Genomic DNA, 23,083 nt, shown 5'->3' with positions numbered 1-23,083 from the left:
CTGATCTCGTCCCTTTATCTTCGTTCCTTGGCCGCAAGATTTCCAGCCCGGATGGGCTGGAAGGCTCGAACGAACAAATCAGTTACAGGATATGCGCCTGCACGTCCGGGTCTTTGCGATCCAGATAGTGAATGGACTGGATACGGCGGATGGTGCGGGACTTTCCGCGAATCAACAGCGTTTCGGTGGTGGCGATGTTGCCTTTGCGGCTAATCCCTTCCAGCAGATCGCCTTTGGTGATGCCGGTGGCGGAGAAAATCACGTTGTCGCTACGCGCCATTTCGTCCAGACGCAGCACTTTTCCCGCGTCGATCCCCATCGCTTTACAGCGTGCCAGCTCTTGTTCGCCAATGCGGCGGTTATCTTCGCTGTCGCCTTTGACGTCATGACGCGCCAGCAGACGGCCCTGCATGTCGCCATCCAGCGCACGGATCACCGCCGCGGAGACCACGCCTTCCGGCGCGCCGCCAATGCCGTACAGCACGTCGACTTCGCTGTCAGGCATACAGGTCAGAATGGAGGCTGCTACGTCGCCGTCAGGAATGGCGAATACGCGCACGCCGAGGGTTTGCATCTGCGCAATCACATTATCGTGACGCGGCTTCGCCAGAATGGTCACCGTTAAATCACACAGCGGCTTGCCAAGCGCGGCGGCGATGTTGCGCAGGTTGTCCGCCAGCGGCAGATTCAGGTCGATAGCGCCTTTCGCGCCCGGTCCGACGATGAGCTTTTCCATATACATATCCGGCGCGTTCAGGAAGCTCCCCTTATCGCCGACTGCCAGCACTGCCAGCGCGTTGGCCTGGCCCATCGCCGTCATCCGCGTGCCTTCGATTGGGTCGACAGCGATATCCACCGCATCGCCGTGACCGGTTCCTACGTTTTCGCCGATGTAGAGCATTGGCGCTTCATCGATCTCGCCTTCACCAATCACGATGGTGCCGTCAATATTGACCTGATTAAGCATAATGCGCATCGCGTTTACCGCCGCGCCGTCTGCGGTGTTTTTGTCACCGCGTCCCAACCATTTGTAGCCAGCCAGCGCCGCCGCTTCGGTTACGCGGGAAAATTCGATGGCAAGTTCTCGTCTCATAGCAAACTCGTAGCAGAAAGGAATGGCGCGCAGTGTAGCACAGGGGAAGGGGCCTGATTATTGATGTGTGTGCGGGGTTGCCCCCGCATAAAGATTTTTCCGGATGGCGACGCTAACGTGTCCCATCCAGCCGGGATCCTGCTTGTCGTGGTAGGCCGGATAAGGCGAAGCCTCGATCCGGCATTCCACAATCACTCGTCGTGTTCTTCCCAGGCCAGCGCGCGTTTCACCGCTTTTTTCCAGCCGCTGTAACGGTAGTTACGCTCGGTAGTTTCAATGCCAGGGCGGAATTCACGCTCAATGACCGCTTTTTCCTGTAGCTCATCAAGGTTCTGCCAGTAGCCAACCGCCAGACCCGCAAGGTACGCCGCCCCCAGCGCGGTGACTTCGCGCACTTCCGGGCGCTCGACGCGCGTACCGAGAATGTCCGACTGGAACTGCATCAGGAAGTTATTAGCGACCGCGCCGCCGTCAACACGCAGAGCGTGTAGGCGAATACCGGAGTCTGCCTGCATTGCCTCCAGCACATCACGGGTCTGATAAGCGATCGATTCCAGCGTCGCGCGGATGATGTGGTTGGCATTCACCCCACGGGTCAGGCCGAAGATCGCGCCACGGGCATACGGGTCCCAGTAGGGTGCGCCGAGGCCAGTAAACGCCGGCACCACATACACGCCGTTAGTGTCCTTCACTTTGGTGGCAAAATATTCAGAGTCGAAAGCGTCGCTGATCAGCTTCATTTCATCACGCAGCCACTGGATAGACGCACCGGCCATAAACACCGCACCTTCCAGCGCGTAGTTCACTTCGCCGGTCGGGCCACAGGCGATGGTGGTCAAAAGCCCGTTTTCGGACTTAACTGCTTTCTCGCCGGTGTTCATCAGCATAAAGCAGCCGGTGCCGTAGGTATTCTTCGCCATCCCTTCTTTAACGCACAGTTGGCCGAACAGTGCCGCCTGCTGGTCACCGGCGATACCGGCGATAGGAATGCGCGTGCCGCCTTTACCGCCAATATTGGTCTGGCCGTACACTTCAGAAGAACGGCGCACTTCCGGCAGCATCGCGCGCGGAATATCCAGCGCATCCAGCATCTTGTCGTCCCAGTCCAGGGTGTGGATGTTGAACAGCATGGTGCGCGAGGCGTTGGTGTAATCCGTCACGTGTACGCGTCCCTGGGTCATTTTCCAGATAAGCCAGGTGTCCACTGTACCGAACAACAATTCGCCCCGACGCGCGCGCTCGCGTGAGCCTTCAACGTGGTCGAGGATCCACTTCACTTTGGTGCCGGAGAAGTAAGGGTCAATCACCAGACCGGTGGTGCTACGGACATACTCTTCCATGCCGTCGCGTTTTAAGTGCTCGCAAATGTCGGCGGTACGACGACACTGCCAGACGATGGCGTTATAGATCGGCTTGCCGGTCTCACGTTCCCAGACAATGGTGGTCTCACGCTGGTTGGTGATACCGATCGCTGCAATTTGATCGGAACTGATGTCTGCTTTCGCCAGGACTTCCACCAGCGTAGAGCTTTGCGTCGCCCAGATTTCCATCGGGTCGTGCTCTACCCAGCCTGCTTTCGGGTAGATCTGCTCAAATTCGCGTTGGGAAACGCTCACGATATTCGCATCGTGATCCATCACAACGGCGCGGGAGCTGGTGGTGCCCTGGTCGAGCGCAACGATATACTTTTTGTCAGTCATAATTTTTGTCCCGTAGTCACATTACAGCGAAGCTTTTTGTTGTGTAGCGGCCGTGGTTTCCTTCTCTTCCACGACACAGGTATCGCACGGCAAATGGCGGCCAATCAGCTTGCGATAGGCAAACGCGCCCAGAATAGCGCCGACGATGGGGCCGAACAGCGGCACCAGGAAGTAAGGAATATCTTTGCCGCCGGTGAAGGCCACGTTACCCCAACCGGCCAGCCAGGCGAACGCTTTCGGACCGATGTCACGCGCCGGGTTCATTGCAAAGCCGGTCAGTGGCCCCATTGATGCGCCGATAACCGCAATCAGCAAGCCAATCAGCAGCGGCGCCAGCGGGCCGCGAGGAACACCGTTACCGTCGTCGGTCAGCGCCAGGATAAGCCCCATCAGAATAGCGGTAATCACCATTTCAACCGCGAAGGCCTGCACAAAATTGATATGTGGATTGGGATATGTCGAGAAAGTGCCAGCCAGATCAACACTTTCAACGCTGCCGCGTACGATGTGGTGCGTCAGCTCATAGTCCGCGAAAAGATTGTAATAAAGCCCGTAAACTAACGCCGCTGCGCAAAACGCGCCGGCAAACTGAGAAATAATAAAAGGAACAACTTTACGCTTGTCGAAACAAGCAAACAGCCATAACGCAATGGTGACTGCCGGATTCAGGTGCGCGCCAGACACGCCTGCGGTCAGGTAGATAGCCATCGCTACCCCCAGCCCCCAGATGACGCTGATTTCCCACTGTCCAAAAGACGCTCCGGCGACTTTTAGCGCAGCGACACACCCCACACCGAAGAAAATCAACAACCCGGTACCGAGGAATTCAGCAATGCACTGGCCTTTTAAGGTTGATGTTTGACTCATAATCGGATCCTGAAGAGATTAGTGTTTATTGTAAGCGAGGAGGTCACTGACGTCCGCGATGCCCTGTAGGCATACTGTTAATTTATCGTTAACGAGCAAAAACGAGAAATATCGAAATTAAAATGTGTGTGCTCCGTCAATAAAATGAGCGTTATCGCGCCATAAAGCGCGTTTTGCAATACATAAGAACTGTGAGCTGAATCATTTCTTTAACCAATGTGTTAACACTTTGGAGTTATAGGGCGAATGTCACCAGGAGAAGGATGAAAAGTGTGGCAAACCGCAATCTGCGCGGGATGCTGCTGGACAGGGGCGGCGGGGCTTCATACAATCGGGCACTATAGATTATGCGATATTGTGCGCGTATGCGTGAAGCGTCGCCTTGCAATTCAGGAGAGTATGACCATGTCTTTAGAAGTGTTTGAGAAACTGGAAGCAAAAGTACAGCAGGCGATTGATACCATCACTTTGCTGCAGATGGAAATCGAAGAGCTGAAAGAAAAGAATAACTCGCTGGCGCAGGAAGTGCAGTCTGCACAGCACAGCCGTGAAGAGCTGGAGCGCGAGAACCATTCTCTGAAAGAGCAGCAGAACGGCTGGCAGGATCGGTTGCAGGCCCTGCTGGGGCGCATGGAAGAGGTTTAATTCCGAATTCGTACAAAAGGCATCCTTAATGGATGCTTTTTTGTTATGGGAGAATATGACCGCTCAACATAGTGTTCTCAAGGAATGTGAGATGACAAAACGAAGCGATATTATCGATAATTCTGATAGATACATAACTCGTAATTCTCGCTACGGCCTTATCTATACAGAAAATTTGGGATGGATTGATTTAGGGCACGCAAACCCTGCTGGCGCTGAGCGTTTGTGGCAGCAAATGATAATGCCAGGCGGGGGCGATAGTGATTGGTTTGATGTTCATTATCACCAGAGCATGTCGAAAAAAATCACTGGATTACAAACCACTACAGGAATATACAGTCATTACTAGGTTCGAAGGGGTTTAAGCGATCGGATGTTAAAAGGTGTGGCTTTATCCATTTTTATGTACACATCCCACCAGTTTGAATCGCTACAAGATTTTTGGCCCTACGTTCTCATCACGGACAGTGGATACAGTGCAGAAGATTTAGTCTCTAATCTTTTCGGATTTTGCCAGGCCGTTGATTATGCCGATTACACGCCCTTTCTGGATATATGTAGTAAAGAGAAAGCGTATCGTATTTGGGATCACTATGGCCCAGTTGGTCAGTTTAAAAACAAGAGCGTGCTTCCGTTACTGTTTCCTGACCCCGTAGACCAAAAGGCGAAACACCAACCGGTATTAGGGCACCTACCGGTATTTATGAGTGCAATTGAGCCTGTCGCAGATCCCTTCTGTGTCAGGGAGATTCGCATTTGAATAAATACAGAACCCCCATCATCACAACTTTACTTATTTCTGTTGCGCTGATCGTCTGCCTGATTGCCACGAGTCCTTTTACTGACGATGAGTATGATCAAAGCAATTTTATTAAATATTACCTGCTTACGCCGAAACCACTTATGGAAGCCCCCAGGGTCGCATCGAGTTGGTACTTTACGAATCAAACCGTTGAAGGGAGTGGTTTGCAGATCAGTACGCTCAATTTCACTGGCATTCAGCGTAGTGAAATGCAGAGCCTGAGTGAAAAGTTACAGACTTACATCGATCATTATCCGCATCGACATGAAACGATGAGCATCGCTGTTGAAGAGAGAAATGGGATGTTCGAACTTCGTATCATCCATTACGATTTAGATGACGAGAAATAAAAGAAAGGCCATCCGAAATGAAGATGGCCTTTTTCTTTACTCAATGTCCAGCGGGTCTTCGGAAAGGATGATGCCGGTATTGTCGGCGTAGAGGTGGTCACCGGAGAAGAACGTCACGCCGCCGAAGTTGACGCGGACATCACTTTCGCCAATCCCTTCTCCTGCCGCGCCGACCGGAATCGCGGCAATCGCCTGGATACCGATATCCAGTTCTTCCAGGTCGTCTACCTGACGCACCGCGCCGTAGATCACCAGACCTTCCCATTCATTCTGTGCCGCCAGGCGCGCCAGTTCGGCGTCGACCAGCGCACGACGGACAGAACCGCCGCCGTCGACCAGCAGAACGCGACCACGGCCATTTTGTTCGAGCAGATCGTACAGCAACCCGTTGTCCTCGAAACATTTCACCGTGACGATTTGTCCGCCAAACGACGACCGTCCTCCAAAGTTAGAGAACAGCGGTTCCACGACGTTGACATCTTCTTGATAGATGTCACAAAGCTCGGAAGTATCGTATTTCATAGGCTTAACGTTCAGTTGCTGCGAGAATTTTTAGTATATCGCGCTAAGTGCACTGTTGGCAAAATCATCAATTGTTAATTGATATTTGTCAGTTATCTGCCCCACTGACTTAAGATAATCCCTACAATAAACAGCAGGTTAGTCAGCAATGCCGCTTTTACGGTGCGTTCCAGCATGGGACGCATGGCCGCCGGGTCCATCTGGCGCATGACGTAACGCGACTGTTTTACCAGCAGCGGCGCGGCCAGCAGGAACAGCCAGCCCCACGGACTTTGCAGGGAAAGCAGATTGAACAGCGCCAGGCAGACCAGCGTTCCCATCAACAGACAGGCGTGATAACGGCGGGCGTTTACCGCGCCTAAGCGGACCACCAGCGTGTTTTTGCCGTTCTCGCGGTCGCTGTTGATATCACGCAGGTTATTGATGTTCAATACCGCCGTTGCCAGCAGGCCGCAGGCGGTCGCTGGCAAAATCAACGCCGGGATCAAGGTGTGCGCCTGCAGGTACCAGCTTCCCATCACGCTGAGCCAGCCGAAGAAAACCAGCACGGAAATATCACCCAGACCAATATAACCATACGGACGATTACCTACGGTGTAAGTGATGGCGGCGATAATCGACAGCCCGCCGAGCACGAGGAAACCGACAAAATCAGTCAGGGTATGGCAAGCCACAGCCACCAACGCCAGCCCTGACAGGCAAATGAGCGCCACGGTGATAATCAGCGCGCGTTTCATCTCCTGCTGGGTAATCACCCCTTTTTGCATTCCGCGCAGCGGCCCGATGCGGTCCGGCTTGTCGCTGCCTTTTACCGCGTCGCCATAGTCATTGGCAAGATTCGACAGGATTTGCAGCAGCCCGGCGGTAATTAACGCCAGCAAGGCCACCAGCGGATCGAAATATCCCTGCCACCACGCCAGCGTGGTGCCGACGATAATGGCCGCGAAGGCCAGCGGCAGGGTTTTGGGTCGTAAACTTTCCAGCCAGGCCTGAGTGCGGCTAATGTGTTGTTCAGTCATAGTTAGCGCCAATAAAAATGGGGCCTTTCAGCCCCATCAACAGTGATGAAAATGCATTGAACGCGATTATAAGATAAAACGGCTCAGATCTTCATCTGCGACCAGCGCATCCAGATGTTTGCTCACATAATCCGCATCAATTGTTATGCTTTGGCCATTCAAATCGCTCGCATCGTAGGAAATATCTTCCATCAGACGCTCCAGAACGGTGTGCAAACGACGGGCGCCGATGTTCTCAGTGGTTTCGTTCACCTGCCATGCGGCTTCGGCAATGCGCTTGATACCGGAATCGGTAAACTCAATGTTCACGCCTTCGGTCGCCATCAGCGCTTTGTACTGAACGGTAACGGAAGCGTTCGGTTCGGTCAGAATGCGTTCGAAGTCGCTGGTGGTCAGCGCCTGAAGCTCAACGCGAATCGGCAGACGACCCTGCAGTTCCGGGATCAGGTCAGACGGTTTCGCCACCTGGAATGCGCCAGACGCGATAAACAGAATGTGATCGGTTTTAACCATACCGTGTTTGGTGGAGACGGTGCAGCCTTCCACCAGCGGCAGCAGGTCACGCTGTACGCCTTCACGGGAGACGTCCGGACCAGACGATTCGCCGCGCTTACAGATTTTGTCGATCTCGTCGATAAACACGATCCCGTGCTGCTCCACGGCGTCGATGGCATCCTGCTTAAGCTCTTCCGGATTCACCAGCTTGGCCGCTTCTTCTTCGATCAACAGCTTCATCGCGTCTTTGATTTTCAGCTTACGCGGTTTCTGTTTCTGTCCGCCGAGGTTCTGGAACATTGACTGCAACTGGCTGGTCATCTCTTCCATTCCCGGCGGCGCCATGATTTCAACGCCCATTGGCGCTGCGGCAAGGTCGATCTCGATTTCTTTATCGTCGAGTTGGCCTTCACGCAGTTTTTTACGGAATGCCTGGCGCGCCGCAGACGGCTCGGCCTGCTGTTCCGCCTGGCCCCAGTTGTTTTTTGCCGGCGGGATCAGCACGTCGAGAATGCGCTCTTCCGCCATCTCTTCCGCGCGGTAGCGGTTTTTTTCGATCGCCTGTACGCGCACCATTTTGACGGCGGCGTCGGTGAGATCGCGAATAATGGAGTCGACTTCTTTACCAACGTAGCCGACTTCGGTGAATTTGGTCGCTTCAACTTTGATGAACGGCGCGTTGGCCAGTTTCGCCAGACGACGGGCGATCTCGGTTTTACCGACGCCGGTCGGGCCAATCATCAGGATATTTTTAGGCGTCACTTCATGGCGCAGCTCTTCGTCGAGCTGCATACGGCGCCAGCGGTTACGCAGCGCAATCGCCACGGAGCGCTTGGCGTTATCCTGGCCGATGATGTGCTTGTTCAGTTCGCTGACGATTTCGCGTGGGGTCATTTCAGACATGGGAGATCCTTACGCTTTAGAGGTCAATTCTTCGATGGTGTGGAAGTGGTTGGTATAAATGCAGATATCGCCTGCAATATCCAACGCTTTTTCAGCAATGTCGCGAGCGCCGAGCTCGGTGTTTTCCAGCAGAGCGCGCGCCGCGGCCTGGGCGTAGGGACCGCCGGAGCCGATGGCAATCAGATCGTTTTCAGGCTGCACGACGTCGCCATTACCGGTGATGATGAGCGACGCGGTTTCATCGGCAACCGCCAGCAGCGCTTCGAGCTTGCGCAGCATGCGATCGGTACGCCAGTCTTTCGCCAGCTCAACGGCGGCTTTGACCAGGTGACCCTGATGCATTTCCAGCTTGCGCTCAAACAGTTCGAACAGCGTGAATGCGTCCGCGGTGCCGCCCGCAAAGCCCGCAATGACTTTGTCATTGTACAGGCGGCGCACTTTCTTCACGTTGCCTTTCATTACGGTATTACCCAGCGTGGCCTGGCCATCGCCGGCGATAACTACATGGCCGTTACGGCGTACGCTTACTATTGTTGTCACGAGCAGACCCCTTGGTTACAAATGCAGAATACAAGCCCCGCACGGTGTACGGGGCATAATGCAACTATAGATGGGGGGGATTTTGGGGGTTTCAACCCCCGGCGGCGAGTCGAATGCAGTTTGTGTGGCCAGCCATCTTCAGACGGCTCAGGGTGCTGTCGGCATTTTCTTTGCCTTTCACCGGCCCGATAACCACGCGATTCCAGCCGTTGTTGGTGGTGATTTTGGAGTCAAAGCCTTCGAAAGCCAACTGGGCGCGCACGGTTTCCGCCTGTTCAGCGCCTTTAAAGGAACCGCATTGCACCATCCAGCGACGCTCGTCTTTTTTCTCAGCGGCAGGCTTAGGCGCATCTGGCGCACGGGAAATCGGCGCGGCCTGCTGCGTTTTAGGCTGCGAAGCGGCGGTATGCGCCGGTGTCTGCAACAGATCCTGATACGGCTGCTGGGACGCCGTTTGCTTCGGCTGCGAGGTCTGCTTCGGCGGCTGTTGTACCGGCGCTGACTGAGCCGTACGCGTTTGCGGCTGTGTCTGGGTTCGCGGTTGCTGTACCGGCTGCGTGTACTGCTGCTCAACCTGACGCTGTTGAGCCTGACGTTGCAGCGTTTGCTGACGCTGTTCCGGCGTCTGCTCGTTCCACGGTACTTCGTTGAGCTGCGTAGGCTGCTGGCGCATATCTGCCTGCATCTGCGCCAGCAACTGTCGCTGTTCGTTGGTCAGTTGATCCGGTTTCATCACTTCACCGCCTGCGGACGGTTCCGTTGGCGCACGTACGCCAGGCTGGCGGCTTTCCAGCTCCTTGATGTAGCGCCAGCGCTCCTCCGGTTTCGGCGGCAGCCCGTTGCCCGTCACTTTCTGGCTCTGCAACGTTTCTGATTCTTCTTTTTTGTGATGCGTGATGAAGTACAGACCACCGATAAAGGCCACAAGGACGGCGGCGGCAATGGCGACCATTGCGGGCGAAACCGCGGACGTGTTGCGTTGCTTTTTCCGTGAGGTGCTCTTTTTGCGCCGCGAAGGTGCCGGTTGGCCGCGACGTACATAATCTCGTTGTGCCACTATCGTTTCGCTGTATTTATTCGTTCGTCAGCCCGCCATGTTACTTAAGCGGCGGGCCTTTGACCAGACGCGGGTGTCTGAAAGGTTTACGTTAAGGCGCGAGTGGAGCCCCTGAGGATCAGTTCGCAGTCCATTAAACGCGAGCCGCTGCTCACATTTTGCCCCTGCATCTGATCGAGCAACAGCAGCATTGCTTCGCAGCCGATTTGGAAACGCGGCTGTGCGACCGTCGTCAGCGGCGGATCGCAAAATTCTGACAGGGCGATATTGTCGAAGCCAATGATCGACAGATCGTTTGGCACTTTCATTCCCTGGCGTTTGGCCCAGGAGAGCGCGCCTAACGCCATCACATCGCTATGGCAGAATACCGCCGTCGGCGGCTGCGGCAGCGCCATCAGCTGTTTTAACGCATTGCCCCCCGCTTCGTAAGTGAAGTCGCCACGGGCGATATAGTGCGGGTCGACGGTAATGCCGCAGCGGCGCAACGCCTGCACATAACCCTGCAGGCGATAATGGCACAGCGGCATCTCTTCCGGCCCGGCAATGCACCCGATGCGCTGATGCCCCAGCTCATGTAAATAATTCACGGCATCAAAGGCGGCGGTCAGGTTATCGATATGTACCGTAGGAAGCTCCAGCTCTGGGGCAAATTCGTTTGCCATCACCATCGGCGGCAGATTGCGCTGTTCTTCAATACTGGCGTCAAACGGCAGGCGCGAACCGAGCAGCAGCATCCCGTCGATTTGCTTGGTGATGATGAGGTTAACGAACGTTTTTTCCTGCTGGTTCTGATGCGCGCAGTCGCCAATGAGCACCAGATAGCCATGACTTGCGGCGGTGATCTCAATGCCCCGGATGATCTCGCTAAAGAAGGGATCGCAAATATCCGGCACAATCACCAGGATCGTCCGTGATTCATTTCGTTTAACGTTGCGTCCCGCCGCCTGCGGTAAATAGCCCACTTCCATTGCGGCCTGTTCGACCCGGTTTCGGGTGGACTGGGAGACTTTTTCCGGGTTCATCAGCGCGCGGGACACGGTTGCCGTTGAGACTTTCGCCTTCTCGGCAACATCTTTCATTGTAGCGGCAACAACCTGCTTCTTCGGTTTCACTCTTTCTCCTCGCCAGGGTAATCCGGCGCAGCACTATCCCTGTTGAAATCACATCGAAAACATTTTTATCAGATAGCGAATGGAAACGGTTACAGAATTTTCATAAAAAGTGTGATGGGTGTTGAATTTTACGATCCGCCTCGCATCGTGAAGGCGTTATCCCTCGATCGGATCGACATCCAGCACCCATTTCACCTTGCGCGCGTCCGGCAGCGTGTTGATGAGCGCAAGGGTGCCGCTGACAATATGCTGCAGGCGAACCCGTGAAGGATGCTGCAATAAAATCTGCCAGCGATAGCGTCCGCCGCGCTTTGGCGCCAGCGCAGGCACCGGGCCTAGCACCCACAGTTTCTCGTCTGCCAGGGGGCTGGCCTGAATCAAATTGCGCAACTGCTGTAAAAACAGCGGGGCCAACTGATTGTTATGGTCTTCCACCCGCACGATGACGTGGCTGGTCCACGGCGGCAAGTGCATCGTCTGACGTTCCGCCAACGCTTGCTCGGCAAACGCGTCATAGCCCTTATGCAGCAGCGTCTGGAGCAGCGGATGTTCCGGATGATGGGTTTGCAACACCACTTCACCCTGTTTGCCTGCGCGCCCTGCGCGTCCGGACACCTGGGTATACAGTTGGGCAAACCGTTCAGCGGATCGGAAGTCTGCGGAAAACAGCGCGCCGTCCACGTCGAGCAAGGCGACCAGCGTGACGTCCGGGAAGTGATGGCCTTTTGCCAGCATTTGCGTGCCAATCAGGATCCGCGCGCCGCCGCGATGCACTTCCGCCAGATGTTGCTCCAGCGCGCCTTTGCGACTGGTTGTGTCGCGGTCGATACGGGAAATCGGCACCCCGGGGAAGAAGGGCGCCAACGCCTGTTCAAGCTGCTCGGTGCCTAAACCGACCGGCACCATGTGTGTAGAGCCGCAGGTTGGGCACTGGCGCGGCACAGGGCGCTGGCTGTCGCAGTGATGGCAGCGCAGGTGATGCTGGGCCTGATGGAGGGTGTAGTAGTGATCGCAGCGCGGGCATTCGGCAATCCAGCCGCAGTCATGACATAGCAGCGCGGGTGCGAAACCCCGACGATTGAGGAACAGGATCACCTGGTTGTCTGCCTGCAAATGCTGGCGCATCCGGGCGATCAGCGCTGGCGCTAACCCGGCCTGTATCTGCTGGCCCTTTAAATCCAGCACATGCTGCGTGGCGGGGCGGGCATTTCCCGCACGCCGCGTCAGACGCAGCAGACGGTATTTTTTCTGTCGAACGTTACACAGCGTTTCCAGCGCGGGCGTAGCGGAACCGAGGATAATCGGAATGTGTTCGCTATGGGCGCGATAGACGGCCAGATCGCGCGCATGATAGCGCCAGCCTTCTTGCTGTTTATAGGAACTGTCGTGTTCCTCATCAATCACGATGACGCCCAGGTTTTTGAACGGCGTAAATAAAGAAGAGCGCGTACCGATTACAATCGCCGCCTCGCCGTTTTTCGCTTTCAGCCAGGCGGAAAGGCGTTCACTGTCGTTAAGACCGGAATGCAGCACTTCCACCGGCGCGTTGAAGCGTTCGCGAAAGCGGGCGATGGTCTGCGGCGTCAGGCCAATTTCCGGCACCATCACCAGCGCCTGCTTTCCCTGGGCGAGGACGTTTTCCAGCACGCTCAGGTAGACTTCTGTTTTACCGGAGCCGGTGACGCCTGCCAGCAGCCAGGCGGAGAAACTGTCCGAGGCGCTATGAATTGCGCCTACGGCGGTGGCCTGTTCTGTGTTCAGACGCAAACGATCGCCGCAAACCGTGTAACCGGCGCGCCAGTCGCTAAAGCCCGGTGTTTCGCTTGCCAGTTCGCACAGACCTTTTTTACGTAGCGCCTGTAGCGCGGTGTCGTTAAATTCGAGGTCCGCCACCTGGTCGCGCCAGATTTTACCCTGCCGCAGCGCCGCCAGCGCCTGTTGCTGTTTGGGTGAACGCTTTAAGCTGTTGAGGTCGACCGCCTGACCGTCTTCGGTGGCGAACCAGTACCACATTGGCGCATTGGTTGCCGGTTTCCCCTGGCGCAGCAGAATGGGTAGGGCATGAAACAGCACATCGCCGATAGGATGATGATAGTAATCCGCCGCCCATATCAGCAGCCGCCAGACGGACGGCGAGAAAACCGGTTCGCCGTCCAGCACCTCAACCACCGCTTTGAGCTCATTCAGCGGCAGTTCGCTCTTGTCGCTGACCGACACGACGATCCCGACACGCTCCTGCTGCTTGCCAAACGGAACGCGCACGCGACACCCGGCTTTGACGTTCATCCCTTCCGGCAGAAGGTAGTCAAAGGTGCGGGGAAGCGGAACGGGTAAGGCAACGTGCGCAACGGGCATGACATCATCCTGACTTGAAATCTGGCGGGTTAGTATACACATTAGTTGCGGTGGACAAGTGAATCAGTTTGCATGAGCTGGCTAATTTCTGTATGATTCGCCGCCTTTGATGCAAATTGATCGCGTCAAAAATTGACCATTACCCGAGAATTTCGCGCTGCTGGTGTAGAGTGGAAGGCGACGGGAAATAATTAACATCGCGTGGTGTCTGGCGTTAGGGCTGGAAGAGCGACGCGGCCTTAAACTGAGGTTTCCCCATGAAAAAAGATATTCACCCGAAATACGAAGAAATTACTGCTACCTGTTCTTGCGGTAACGTCATGAAAATCCGCTCTACCGTTGGTCACGATCTGAACCTGGACGTGTGCGGTAAATGCCACCCGTTCTACACGGGCAAACAGCGTGACGTTGCAACCGGTGGCCGTGTTGACCGCTTCAACAAGCGTTTCAGCATCCCGGGCAGCAAATAAGATTCTGCTGTCAAAGAAAAAAGCGCCGAAAGGCGCTTTTTTTGTCTCTGTAAATCAGTATTCCCACGTCTCCGGATCGATACCCAGTTCACGCATGATTTCTTTTGCCGCTTCCGGGATCTCGTCGCTGCGCTCTTTTCGCAAATCTTCATCGTTCGGAAGAGGTTGCCCGGTAAAGGCGTGCAAAAACGCTTCGCACAGCAGCTCGCTGTTGGTGGCGTGACGCAGGTTGTTCACCTGACGACGCGTACGTTCATCGGTGAGGATTTTTAACACCTTCAGAGGAATGGAAACCGTAATTTTCTTAACTTGTTCACTCTTCTTACCGTGCTCAGCGTATGGGCTGATATATTCGCCGCTCCATTCAGCCATGAGATACCTTAATCCTCTTTGTCATTAATATGGGGCCAGACCACACGCGGTGTGGCTATCAGCCGGAATTCCGCATAGTTTACCGTACAGGCGATCCCATGACACGGGTAAAGCGCCTGTAGTTGTGCGCTAATGCATATAATTTTAACGGCTATTTGCAGTTTGCTCAATCTATACGCAAAGAAGTTTAGATGTCCAGATGTATTGACGTCTATTGTCACAATGTTTACTCTGAAGCCTGACTTTTCACCGACTCAGCTCAGGAACACCCTAACATGACGCGTAAACAGGCCACCATCGCAGTGCGTAGCGGGTTAAATGACGACGAACAGTACGGTTGTGTCGTCCCGCCGATTCATCTTTCCAGCACCTACAATTTCACCGGTTTTAATGAACCTCGCGCTCATGACTATTCTCGCCGCGGCAACCCGACGCGCGATGTGGTTCAGCGTGCGCTGGCGGAACTGGAAGGCGGTGCGGGCGCGGTGTTGACCAATACCGGCATGTCGGCGATCCATCTGGTGACGACGGTATTCCTGAAGCCTGGCGACCTGCTGGTGGCGCCGCACGACTGCTATGGCGGCAGCTATCGCCTGTTTGACAGTCTGGCGAAGCGTGGGTGCTATCGCGTCCTGTTTGTCGACCAGGGCAATGAGCAAGCGCTACGGGCCGCGCTGGCGGAAAAACCGAAGCTGGTACTGGTAGAAAGTCCGAGTAATCCGCTGTTACGCGTGGTGGATATTGCGAAGATCTGCCAGTTGGCGCGGGACACCGGGGCGGTGAGCGTCGTCGATAACACGTTTTTAAGCCCGGCGTTGCAAAATCCGCTGGCATTGGGCGCCGATCTGGTGTTGCATTCATGCACGAAATATCTGAATGGTCACTCTGACGTGGTGGCGGGCGTGGTGATTGCGAAAGATCCGGATACCGTTACTGAACTGGCATGGTGGGCGAATAATATCGGCGTCACCGGTAGCGCCTTTGACAGCTATTTGCTGCTGCGCGGGCTGCGCACGCTGTCGCCGCGCATGGAAGTGGCGCAGCGTAACGCGCAGGCGATTGTCGATTACCTGCAAACCCAGCCGCTGGTGAAAAAACTGTATCATCCATCACTGCCGGAAAATCAGGGCCATGAAATTGCCGCGCGCCAGCAAAAAGGCTTTGGCGCGATGTTGAGTTTTGAACTGGATGGCGATGAGCAGACGCTGCGTCGTTTCCTCGGCGGGCTGTCGTTGTTTACGCTGGCGGAATCCTTAGGGGGAGTGGAAAGTTTGATCTCTCACGCCGCGACGATGACCCATGCAGGCATGGCGCCCGAGGCGCGCGCTGCCGCCGGGATCTCCGAGACGCTGCTGCGTATCTCCACCGGTATTGAAGATGGCGAAGATTTAATTGCCGACCTGGAAAATGGCTTCCGGGCTGCAAACAAGGGGTAAACATGAGTGTGATTGCGCAGGCAGGGGCGAAGGGTCGCCAACTGCATAAATTTGGTGGCAGTAGTCTGGCTGACGTGAAGTGTTATCTGCGCGTGGCGGGCATTATGGCGGAATACTCACAGCCTGACGATATGATGGTGGTTTCCGCCGCAGGCAGCACCACCAACCAGTTGATTAGCTGGCTGAAACTCAGTCAGACCGATCGCCTCTCTGCGCATCAGGTGCAACAAACCCTTCGTCGCTATCAGTGCGATCTGATCAGCGGTCTGCTGCCTGCCGATGTGGCGGACAGTTTGATCAGTCTGTTCATCAGCGACCTGGAACGTCTGGCGGCGCTGCTGGACAGCGGCGTCACCGATGCGGTCTACGCGGAAGTGGTCGGCCACGGCGAAGTCTGGTCCGCGCGACTGATGTCTGCGGTGCTCAATCAGCAGGGAATGGAATCCGCCTGGCTGGACGCGCGCGAATTTCTCCGCGCCGAGCGCGCCGCGCAGCCGCAGGTCGACGAAGGTTTATCTTATCCGTTGTTGCAACAGTTGCTGGTGCAGCATCCGGGCAAACGTCTGGTGGTCACGGGTTTTATCAGCCGCAGCAATGCGGGTGAAACGGTACTGCTGGGGCGCAACGGTTCTGACTACTCGGCGACACAGATAGGCGCGCTGGCGGGCGTTTCCCGGGTCACCATCTGGAGCGACGTCGCCGGGGTTTACAGCGCCGATCCGCGCAAGGTGAAAGATGCCTGCCTGCTGCCCCTGTTGCGTCTGGATGAAGCCAGCGAGCTGGCGCGTCTGGCCGCGCCGGTGCTGCACGCGCGCACGCTGCAGCCCGTTTCCGGCAGCGATATCGATCTGCAATTACGCTGTAGCTACACGCCGGATCAGGGATCCACGCGCATTGAACGTGTGCTGGCCTCCGGGACAGGCGCGCGTATCGTTACCAGTCATGATGATGTGTGCCTGATTGAGTTTCAGGTGCCCGCGAGCCAGGACTTTAAGCTGGCGTATAAGGATATCGACCAGATCCTGAAACGCGCGCAGGTGCGTCCGCTGGCGGTGGGCGTCCATCACGATCGTCAACTGCTTCAGTTCTGTTACACCTCTGAAGTCGCCGACAGCGCGCTGAGGATCCTTGACGAGGCGGGCTTACCGGGAGAACTGCGCCTGCGGCAGGGGCTTGCGCTGGTGGCAATGGTCGGTGCGGGGGTCACCCGCAACCCGCTGCACTGCCACCGTTTTTGGCAGCAACTAAAAGGTCAGCCGGTCGAGTTCACCTGGCAATCGGAAGAGGGCATCAGCCTGGTCGCGGTGTTACGTACAGGCCCGACCGAAAGCCTGATTCAGGGCTTACATCAGTCTCTTTTCCGCGCCGAAAAGCGTATCGGTCTGGTGCTGTTTGGTAAGGGCAATATTGGCTCTCGTTGGCTGGAACTGTTTGCCCGCGAGCAGAGCACGTTGTCGGCGCGTACCGGGTTTGAATTTGTGCTGGCGGGCGTGGTGGACAGTCGCAGCAGCCTGCTGAACTACGAAGGACTGGATGCCAGCCGTGCGCTGGCGTTCTTTGGCGACGAAGCCGTTGAACAGGATGAAGAGTCGCTGTTTTTATGGATGCGCGCACACCCCTACGATGATCTGGTGGTGCTGGACGTGACGGCGAGCGAGCAACTGGCGGATCAATATCTCGACTTTGCCAGCCATGGTTTTCACGTTATCAGCGCCAATAAACTGGCCGGGGCGAGCAACAGTGACAAGTACCGGCAAATTCACGACGCGTTTGATAAAACGGGTCGCCACTGGCTGTATAACGCCACCGTGGGGGCCGGATTGCCGATCAACCATACCGTGCGCGATCTCATCGACAGTGGCGATACCATTTTGTCGATCAGTGGGATCTTCTCCGGTACGCTCTCGTGGCTGTTCCTGCAGTTTGACGGCACCGTGCCGTTCACCGAACTGGTGGATCAGGCCTGGCAGCAGGGACTGACCGAGCCGGACCCGCGTGTGGATCTGTCCGGTAAAGACGTGATGCGTAAGCTGGTGATTCTGGCACGTGAAGCAGGTTACGATATCGAGCCGGATCAGGTGCGCGTCGAGTCGTTGGTACCCGCGCATTGCGAAGAGGGCTCCATCGACCATTTCTTTGAAAACGGCGATGAGCTGAACGAGCAGATGGTTCAGCGTCTGGAGGCCGCCCGCGAGATGGGACTGGTGCTGCGCTACGTGGCGCGTTTTGACGCTAACGGTAAAGCGCGCGTTGGCGTCGAAGCCGTGCGCCCGGAGCATCCGCTGGCGGCGCTGCTGCCGTGTGATAACGTGTTTGCCATCGAAAGCCGCTGGTATCGCGACAACCCGCTGGTGATCCGCGGGCCGGGCGCGGGACGCGACGTGACCGCCGGGGCGATTCAGTCGGACATCAACCGCCTGGCGCAACTGTTATAATCTGTGTTGCAGGCCGGAGGGCGGTTTCGCCTTATCCGGCTGCATCAGCGTTGTCATCGGGCGCGATACCGGCTGGCGATTCATGTAATTTGCCTGTGGTCGACGCTATTTTATTGTCGGGCAAAAACCTCTTTTGCGGCGAACAGCCCGTTTAGCGCAGCCGGAAATCCGGCGTAGACCGCCATCTGCATCATGACTTCAATGATTTCCGCCTGCGTGAGTCCGACATGTAAGGCGGCTTCGATATGCACTTTTAGCTGCGGCGCGGCGTTGCCCATGGCGGTTAATGCCGCGACCGTGGCGATTTCCCGACTGCGTAAATCCAGCTCTGAGCGGGAATAAATATCGCCAAACGGAAATTCAATCAGATAGAGGGCGAAGTCCGGCGCGATATCCCGCAAACTGTCGATAACCGCATCGCCGCCTTTACCGTCTACCTGTTGCAGCATCTGCCGGCCCTTTATAAAACGCTCGGAATACATGGTCCTTTTCTCCTGGTGCACAGTATGTGGCGTGAGGATAGGATGTCCGAAAAAATATCGATAATACCGTTTTCGTGATACCTTTTTGGTATGACACCACCGCTGATACATGCTCTGGATATCCGTCTGCTGCGCTACTTTGCCGTGGTAGCAGAAGAGAACAACATGAGCCGTGCGGCGCAGCGATTGTTTATGTCGCAGCCCCCACTGAGTCGCCATATTCGCCAGCTTGAAGAACGGCTGGGGGTAACGCTTTTTGTTCGTCATACCAAAGGGTTAACGTTGACAGAAGAAGGGCGGCGGGTGCTTGAAATCGTCGGTCCTCTGCTGGAGATGCAGGAAAAAACCTACGCGATGCTGCAACGGGTCGCACAACGCGGTGATCGCGCGCTACGACTGGGATTAAGCACCGCATTCGAACAAGGCGTGTTTGCACCGCTGGAAACGCAGTTGCGCGCACGCGTGCAGCGACTGCATATCGTACGCCACGGATCGCCAGAACTTGCGCGCCTGGTGCGTCGGGGCAAGCTGGATGCCGCGCTGGTGGCGCTACCGCTGGAGACCGCCGGGCTCGCTGTTACGCCAGTAGACTGGCAGGAGCCGCTGATAGCCGCACTGCCCGCCAGCTGGCCGGAAGCGGAAACCGCCTCACTTTCCCTGAAGGGGCTGAACCACCGACCGTTATTCTGGTTTAAGCGTGAGCGCAATCCGGCGTTCTTTGACTACACGCGGAAAATTTTTCATCGCGCTGGCTATTTCCCCACCTGTATAGAAGAACCGCTGGAGCACGATGTGCTGCTCGCCCGCATCGCCCACGGCGACGGTCTGAGCTTACTTCCCGCGTCGTTCGCCGCTATTCAGCGCCGGGGCGTAGTTTTCCGCCCGCTATGCAACGGTGAACTGACGCTTCAGGCTGGCCTGGCGACGCTGCCAGAGGACGTTGCGCGGTGGCAGTGGCTAGCGTCAGTCCGGTTCTGATACCGGGGTATCCCTGGCGTCATGAATTATTTTCATCTTCCCTGAGTTTTCCTCACCTTTTACGCTGATTTTTAGGTTGACGGCATCGCACTTTTCCGTCATTTTTACATCTGGACGTCTAAACGGATAGATGTTCACAACACAACATATAATGACACGCGATTGATGAGGTAAGGTATGAGCTTTTTTCACGCCAACCAGCGGGAAGCCCTGAATCAGAGCCTGGCGGAAGTCCAGGGTCAGATTAACGTTTCGTTCGAGTTTTTCCCGCCGCGCACCAGTGAAATGGAGCAAACCCTGTGGAATTCTATCGATCGCCTGAGCAGCCTGAAGCCGAAGTTTGTGTCGGTAACGTACGGAGCCAATTCCGGTGAACGCGACCGTACGCACAGCATCATTAAAGGCATTAAAGATCGTACCGGGCTGGAAGCCGCGCCGCATCTGACCTGCATCGACGCGACCCGCGATGAACTGCGTACCATCGCCCGTGACTACTGGAATAACGGCATTCGCCATATCGTTGCCCTGCGCGGCGACCTGCCTCCGGGCAGCGGCAAGCCGGATATGTACGCAACTGACCTGGTCAGCCTGCTGAAAGAAGTGGCGGATTTTGATATCTCCGTGGCGGCCTATCCGGAAGTGCATCCGGAAGCGAAAAGCGCTCAGGCAGATCTGTTGAACCTGAAGCGTAAAGTGGATGCTGGCGCCAACCGCGCGATTACCCAGTTCTTCTTTGACGTCGAAAGCTACCTGCGTTTTCGCGATCGCTGCGTTTCGGCAGGCATTGATGTGGAAATTATCCCTGGCATCCTGCCGGTCTCTAACTTTAAACAGGCGAAGAAGTTCGCGGATATGACCAATGTGCGTATTCCGGCATGGATGTCACAAATGTTTAACGGTCTTGATGACGATGCGGAAACACGGAAACTGGTCGGCGCCAATATTGCTATGGATATGGTTAAGATTCTCAGCCGTGAAGGGGTAAAAGATTTTCATTTCTATACACTTAACCGCGCGGAGATGAGTTACGCAATCTGCCACACACTGGGCGTCAGACCTGCCCTGTAAATACCCCGGCCCTCCCTGGAGGGCTTTTTTACGCCTCGTTTTGATCCACATCTTGTTAACGTAAAATATAAAAGGTATCGACTATCGAATCTGTGGATTATATCGACTATATCTAAGCTCCTGTGGTGTATATCGTAACGGTAACATTGAAAAGGGAGCTGAGATATGAGCACGTCTGACGATACCCATAACACCTTATCCACCGGAAAATGCCCGTTCCATAAGGGCGGTCACGACCAGAGCGCTGGCGCAGGAACCACCAGCCGCGACTGGTGGCCTAACCAACTTCGCGTGGACCTTCTGAATCAACATTCCAATCGTTCCAACCCGCTGGGTGAGGACTTTGACTACCGCAAAGAATTCAGCAAATTAGATTACTCCGCCCTTAAAGGCGATCTCAAAGCGTTGCTGACCGAATCGCAACCGTGGTGGCCTGCCGACTGGGGCAGCTATGCCGGTCTGTTTATTCGTATGGCCTGGCATGGCGCGGGCACTTACCGTTCGATTGACGGACGAGGCGGCGCAGGTCGCGGTCAACAGCGCTTCGCCCCGCTGAACTCCTGGCCTGACAACGTCAGCCTCGACAAAGCACGTCGTCTGCTGTGGCCAATCAAACAAAAATACGGGCAAAAAATTTCCTGGGCGGATCTGTTTATTCTGGCGGGCAACGTGGCGCTGGAAAACTCGGGCTTCCGCACCTTTGGCTTCGGCGCAGGACGTGAAGACGTCTGGGAACCGGATCTTGATGTGAACTGGGGCGATGAGAAAGCCTGGTTGACTCACCGCCACCCGGAAGCGCTGGCGAAAGCGCCGCTGGGCGCTACTGAGATGGGGCTGATCTACGTGAACCCGGAAGGTCCGGATCACAGCGGTGAACCATTGTCTGCGGCGGCGGCTATTCGCGCCACCTTTGGCAACATGGGGATGAATGACGAAGAAACCGTCGCGCTGATCGGCGGCGGACATACGCTTGGGAAAACCCACGGCGCGGCAGCTGCCTCTCACGTTGGGCCGGATCCGGAAGCGGCGCCGATTGAAGCCCAGGGCTTAGGTTGGGCAAGCTCTTTTGGCAGCGGTTCAGGCGCGGATGCGATTACCTCCGGTCTGGAAGTTGTGTGGACGCAAACCCCAACCCAGTGGAGCAATTACTTCTTCGAGAACCTGTTTAAATACGAGTGGGTGCAAACGCGCAGCCCGGCAGGGGCGATCCAGTTTGAAGCGGTGGATGCTCCGGAAATCATTCCGGATCCGTTTGATCCGTCGAAGAAACGTAAGCCGACGATGCTGGTGACCGATCTGACGCTGCGTTTTGATCCGGAATTCGAAAAGATTTCCCGTCGCTTCCTCAACGATCCGCAGGCCTTTAACGAAGCCTTCGCCCGCGCGTGGTTCAAATTAACGCACAGGGATATGGGGCCGAAAGCGCGCTATATCGGTCCGGAAGTACCGAAAGAAGATCTGATCTGGCAGGATCCGCTGCCACAGCCGGTTTATCATCCAACCGAAGAAGACATCATTAACCTGAAGGCGGCGATTGCATCTTCCGGGCTGTCCGTCAGCGAACTGGTTTCTGTTGCCTGGGCGTCGGCGTCCACCTTCCGCGGCGGTGACAAACGCGGCGGCGCCAACGGTGCGCGTCTGGCTTTAGCGCCGCAGCGCGACTGGGATGTTAACGCCACGGCGGCGCGCGTATTGCCGGTGCTGGAAGAGATTCAAAAGTCGACGGGTAAAGCCTCTCTGGCCGATATCATCGTGCTGGCCGGGGTGGTGGGCATTGAGAAGGCGGCGAGTGATGCTGGCGTGAGCATTGGCGTACCGTTTACGCCAGGCCGGGTGGATGCCCGTCAGGATCAGACGGATATCGAGACCTTTGAACTGCTTGAGCCGATTGCTGACGGTTTCCGTAACTACCGTGCGCGTCTGGATGTCTCCACCACCGAGTCACTGCTGATTGATAAAGCACAACAGCTTACCCTGACCGCGCCGGAGATGACGGCCCTGGTCGGCGGGATGCGCGTGCTCGGCACAAACTTCGACGGCAGCCAGAACGGCGTCTTCACTGACCGTGTCGGCGTACTCAGCAACGATTTCTTCGTGAATCTGCTGGATATGCGCTACGAATGGAAAGCGACCGATGAGTCTGGCGAACTGTTTGAAGGGCGCGATCGCCTGAGCGGCGAAGTGAAGTATACCGCAACCCGCGCTGACCTGGTGTTTGGTTCTAACTCCGTGCTGCGTGCGCTGGCTGAAGTGTATGCCTGCAATGACGCTCGCGAGAAGTTCGTGAAGGACTTTGTCGCGGCATGGGTGAAAGTGATGAATCTCGACCGTTTCGACCTGCTGTAAATGTAAGCCTGGATGCCGGATGGCGTTAGCGCCATC

22 protein-coding genes are annotated in these 23,083 nt (G+C 56.0%); 10 read left to right on the top strand and 12 right to left on the bottom strand.

Features of this window, described 5'->3' with window-relative positions; translation table 11 throughout:
• Positions 1-82: 82 nt before the first annotated feature.
• From glpX to glpF, 3 genes are all read right to left on the bottom strand, one after another.
• Entirely contained in the window at positions 83-1,093 is a 1,011-nt protein-coding gene (glpX, locus tag HVX72_RS21080) for a class II fructose-bisphosphatase (RefSeq protein WP_042292574.1), read from the bottom strand.
• Between the two features lie 191 nt (positions 1,094-1,284).
• Positions 1,285-2,793: a glycerol kinase GlpK gene (glpK, locus tag HVX72_RS21075; protein ID WP_181822227.1), complete on the bottom strand. Its 1,509-nt coding sequence runs from the start codon at positions 2,791-2,793 to the stop codon at positions 1,285-1,287.
• A gap of 21 nt (positions 2,794-2,814) precedes the next feature.
• Positions 2,815-3,660, bottom strand: a complete 846-nt coding sequence (gene glpF / locus HVX72_RS21070) for a glycerol uptake facilitator protein GlpF (protein ID WP_042292580.1) — start codon at positions 3,658-3,660, stop codon at positions 2,815-2,817.
• A gap of 399 nt (positions 3,661-4,059) precedes the next feature.
• Here glpF and zapB point away from each other — a divergent pair, with 399 nt between their 5' ends.
• The 4 genes from zapB (at position 4,060) to HVX72_RS21055 (ending at position 5,457) form a co-directional block, all read left to right on the top strand.
• Positions 4,060-4,305: a septal ring assembly protein ZapB gene (gene zapB, locus HVX72_RS21065; RefSeq protein ID WP_120714923.1), complete on the top strand. Its 246-nt coding sequence runs from the start codon at positions 4,060-4,062 to the stop codon at positions 4,303-4,305.
• A 91-nt stretch (positions 4,306-4,396) separates the two neighbouring features.
• On the top strand, positions 4,397-4,654 hold the full coding sequence (locus HVX72_RS22295) for a hypothetical protein (protein ID WP_233459378.1): 258 nt from the start codon (positions 4,397-4,399) through the stop codon (positions 4,652-4,654).
• Between the two features lie 24 nt (positions 4,655-4,678).
• On the top strand, positions 4,679-5,065 hold the full coding sequence (locus HVX72_RS22290) for a hypothetical protein (protein WP_233459377.1): 387 nt from the start codon (positions 4,679-4,681) through the stop codon (positions 5,063-5,065).
• Positions 5,062-5,457: a hypothetical protein gene (locus HVX72_RS21055; protein WP_181822226.1), complete on the top strand. Its 396-nt coding sequence runs from the start codon at positions 5,062-5,064 to the stop codon at positions 5,455-5,457. Before HVX72_RS22290 ends, HVX72_RS21055 begins: the two co-directional genes overlap by 4 nt.
• A 36-nt stretch (positions 5,458-5,493) precedes the next feature.
• Here the strand turns inward: HVX72_RS21055 and rraA are convergent, their stop codons facing one another.
• The 7 genes from rraA to priA all read right to left on the bottom strand — a co-directional run bounded on the left by rraA (position 5,494) and on the right by priA (position 13,460).
• Positions 5,494-5,979 (bottom strand): ribonuclease E activity regulator RraA, encoded by a 486-nt coding sequence (gene rraA / locus HVX72_RS21050; RefSeq protein WP_181822225.1) that lies wholly within the window; start codon positions 5,977-5,979, stop codon positions 5,494-5,496.
• Between the two features lie 92 nt (positions 5,980-6,071).
• Positions 6,072-6,998, bottom strand: coding sequence for a 1,4-dihydroxy-2-naphthoate polyprenyltransferase (menA, locus tag HVX72_RS21045; RefSeq protein WP_042292589.1), 927 nt, complete (start codon positions 6,996-6,998; stop codon positions 6,072-6,074).
• 66 nt (positions 6,999-7,064) lie between these two features.
• Positions 7,065-8,396, bottom strand: a complete 1,332-nt coding sequence (hslU, locus tag HVX72_RS21040; RefSeq protein ID WP_042292592.1) for an HslU--HslV peptidase ATPase subunit — start codon at positions 8,394-8,396, stop codon at positions 7,065-7,067.
• A gap of 9 nt (positions 8,397-8,405) precedes the next feature.
• Positions 8,406-8,936, bottom strand: a complete 531-nt coding sequence (gene hslV, locus HVX72_RS21035; protein ID WP_042292596.1) for an ATP-dependent protease subunit HslV — start codon at positions 8,934-8,936, stop codon at positions 8,406-8,408.
• Between the two features lie 91 nt (positions 8,937-9,027).
• A complete protein-coding gene (ftsN, locus tag HVX72_RS21030; RefSeq protein WP_060571004.1) occupies positions 9,028-9,993 on the bottom strand; it encodes a cell division protein FtsN in 966 nt (321 codons plus the stop codon).
• 86 nt (positions 9,994-10,079) lie between these two features.
• A complete protein-coding gene (cytR, locus tag HVX72_RS21025) occupies positions 10,080-11,105 on the bottom strand; it encodes a DNA-binding transcriptional regulator CytR (RefSeq protein ID WP_060571005.1) in 1,026 nt (341 codons plus the stop codon).
• A 156-nt stretch (positions 11,106-11,261) separates the two neighbouring features.
• A complete protein-coding gene (priA, locus tag HVX72_RS21020) occupies positions 11,262-13,460 on the bottom strand; it encodes a primosomal protein N' (RefSeq protein ID WP_181822224.1) in 2,199 nt (732 codons plus the stop codon).
• A gap of 257 nt (positions 13,461-13,717) precedes the next feature.
• On the opposite strand from priA, the gene rpmE reads away from it, so the two are divergent.
• The gene (gene rpmE / locus HVX72_RS21015; protein WP_012907796.1) at positions 13,718-13,930 is read left to right on the top strand and encodes a 50S ribosomal protein L31; all 213 of its coding nucleotides are present in this window, start codon (positions 13,718-13,720) and stop codon (positions 13,928-13,930) included.
• Positions 13,931-13,984: 54 nt separating this feature from the next.
• On the opposite strand, the gene metJ is transcribed toward rpmE, so the two are convergent.
• Positions 13,985-14,302 (bottom strand): met regulon transcriptional regulator MetJ, encoded by a 318-nt coding sequence (metJ, locus tag HVX72_RS21010; RefSeq protein WP_012907792.1) that lies wholly within the window; start codon positions 14,300-14,302, stop codon positions 13,985-13,987.
• Positions 14,303-14,577: 275 nt separating this feature from the next.
• Between metJ and metB the strand changes: the two genes are divergently transcribed.
• Both metB and metL read left to right on the top strand, forming a co-directional pair.
• On the top strand, positions 14,578-15,738 hold the full coding sequence (metB, locus tag HVX72_RS21005; RefSeq protein WP_181822223.1) for a cystathionine gamma-synthase: 1,161 nt from the start codon (positions 14,578-14,580) through the stop codon (positions 15,736-15,738).
• 2 nt (positions 15,739-15,740) lie between these two features.
• On the top strand, positions 15,741-18,173 hold the full coding sequence (gene metL, locus HVX72_RS21000) for a bifunctional aspartate kinase/homoserine dehydrogenase II (protein ID WP_181822222.1): 2,433 nt from the start codon (positions 15,741-15,743) through the stop codon (positions 18,171-18,173).
• Between the two features lie 110 nt (positions 18,174-18,283).
• Here the strand turns inward: metL and HVX72_RS20995 are convergent, their stop codons facing one another.
• Complete coding sequence (locus HVX72_RS20995; RefSeq protein WP_181822221.1) at positions 18,284-18,655, bottom strand: carboxymuconolactone decarboxylase family protein; 372 nt, start codon at positions 18,653-18,655, stop codon at positions 18,284-18,286.
• A 90-nt stretch (positions 18,656-18,745) separates the two neighbouring features.
• Between HVX72_RS20995 and HVX72_RS20990 the strand changes: the two genes are divergently transcribed.
• From HVX72_RS20990 to katG, 3 genes are all read left to right on the top strand, one after another.
• Positions 18,746-19,633, top strand: coding sequence for a LysR family transcriptional regulator (locus HVX72_RS20990; RefSeq protein ID WP_181822220.1), 888 nt, complete (start codon positions 18,746-18,748; stop codon positions 19,631-19,633).
• A gap of 177 nt (positions 19,634-19,810) precedes the next feature.
• A complete protein-coding gene (metF, locus tag HVX72_RS20985) occupies positions 19,811-20,701 on the top strand; it encodes a methylenetetrahydrofolate reductase (protein WP_042292615.1) in 891 nt (296 codons plus the stop codon).
• A gap of 165 nt (positions 20,702-20,866) precedes the next feature.
• Positions 20,867-23,047, top strand: a complete 2,181-nt coding sequence (katG, locus tag HVX72_RS20980; protein ID WP_042292618.1) for a catalase/peroxidase HPI — start codon at positions 20,867-20,869, stop codon at positions 23,045-23,047.
• The last annotated feature ends 36 nt before the right edge of the window (positions 23,048-23,083 follow it).

Source organism: Citrobacter sp. RHB21-C05, assembly GCF_013889015.1.
Classification (GTDB): Bacteria; Pseudomonadota; Gammaproteobacteria; order Enterobacterales; family Enterobacteriaceae; genus Citrobacter_A; species Citrobacter_A sedlakii.
The sequence above is the reverse complement of the archived record's forward strand: the minus strand, read 5'-3'. Positions and strand labels throughout refer to the sequence as shown.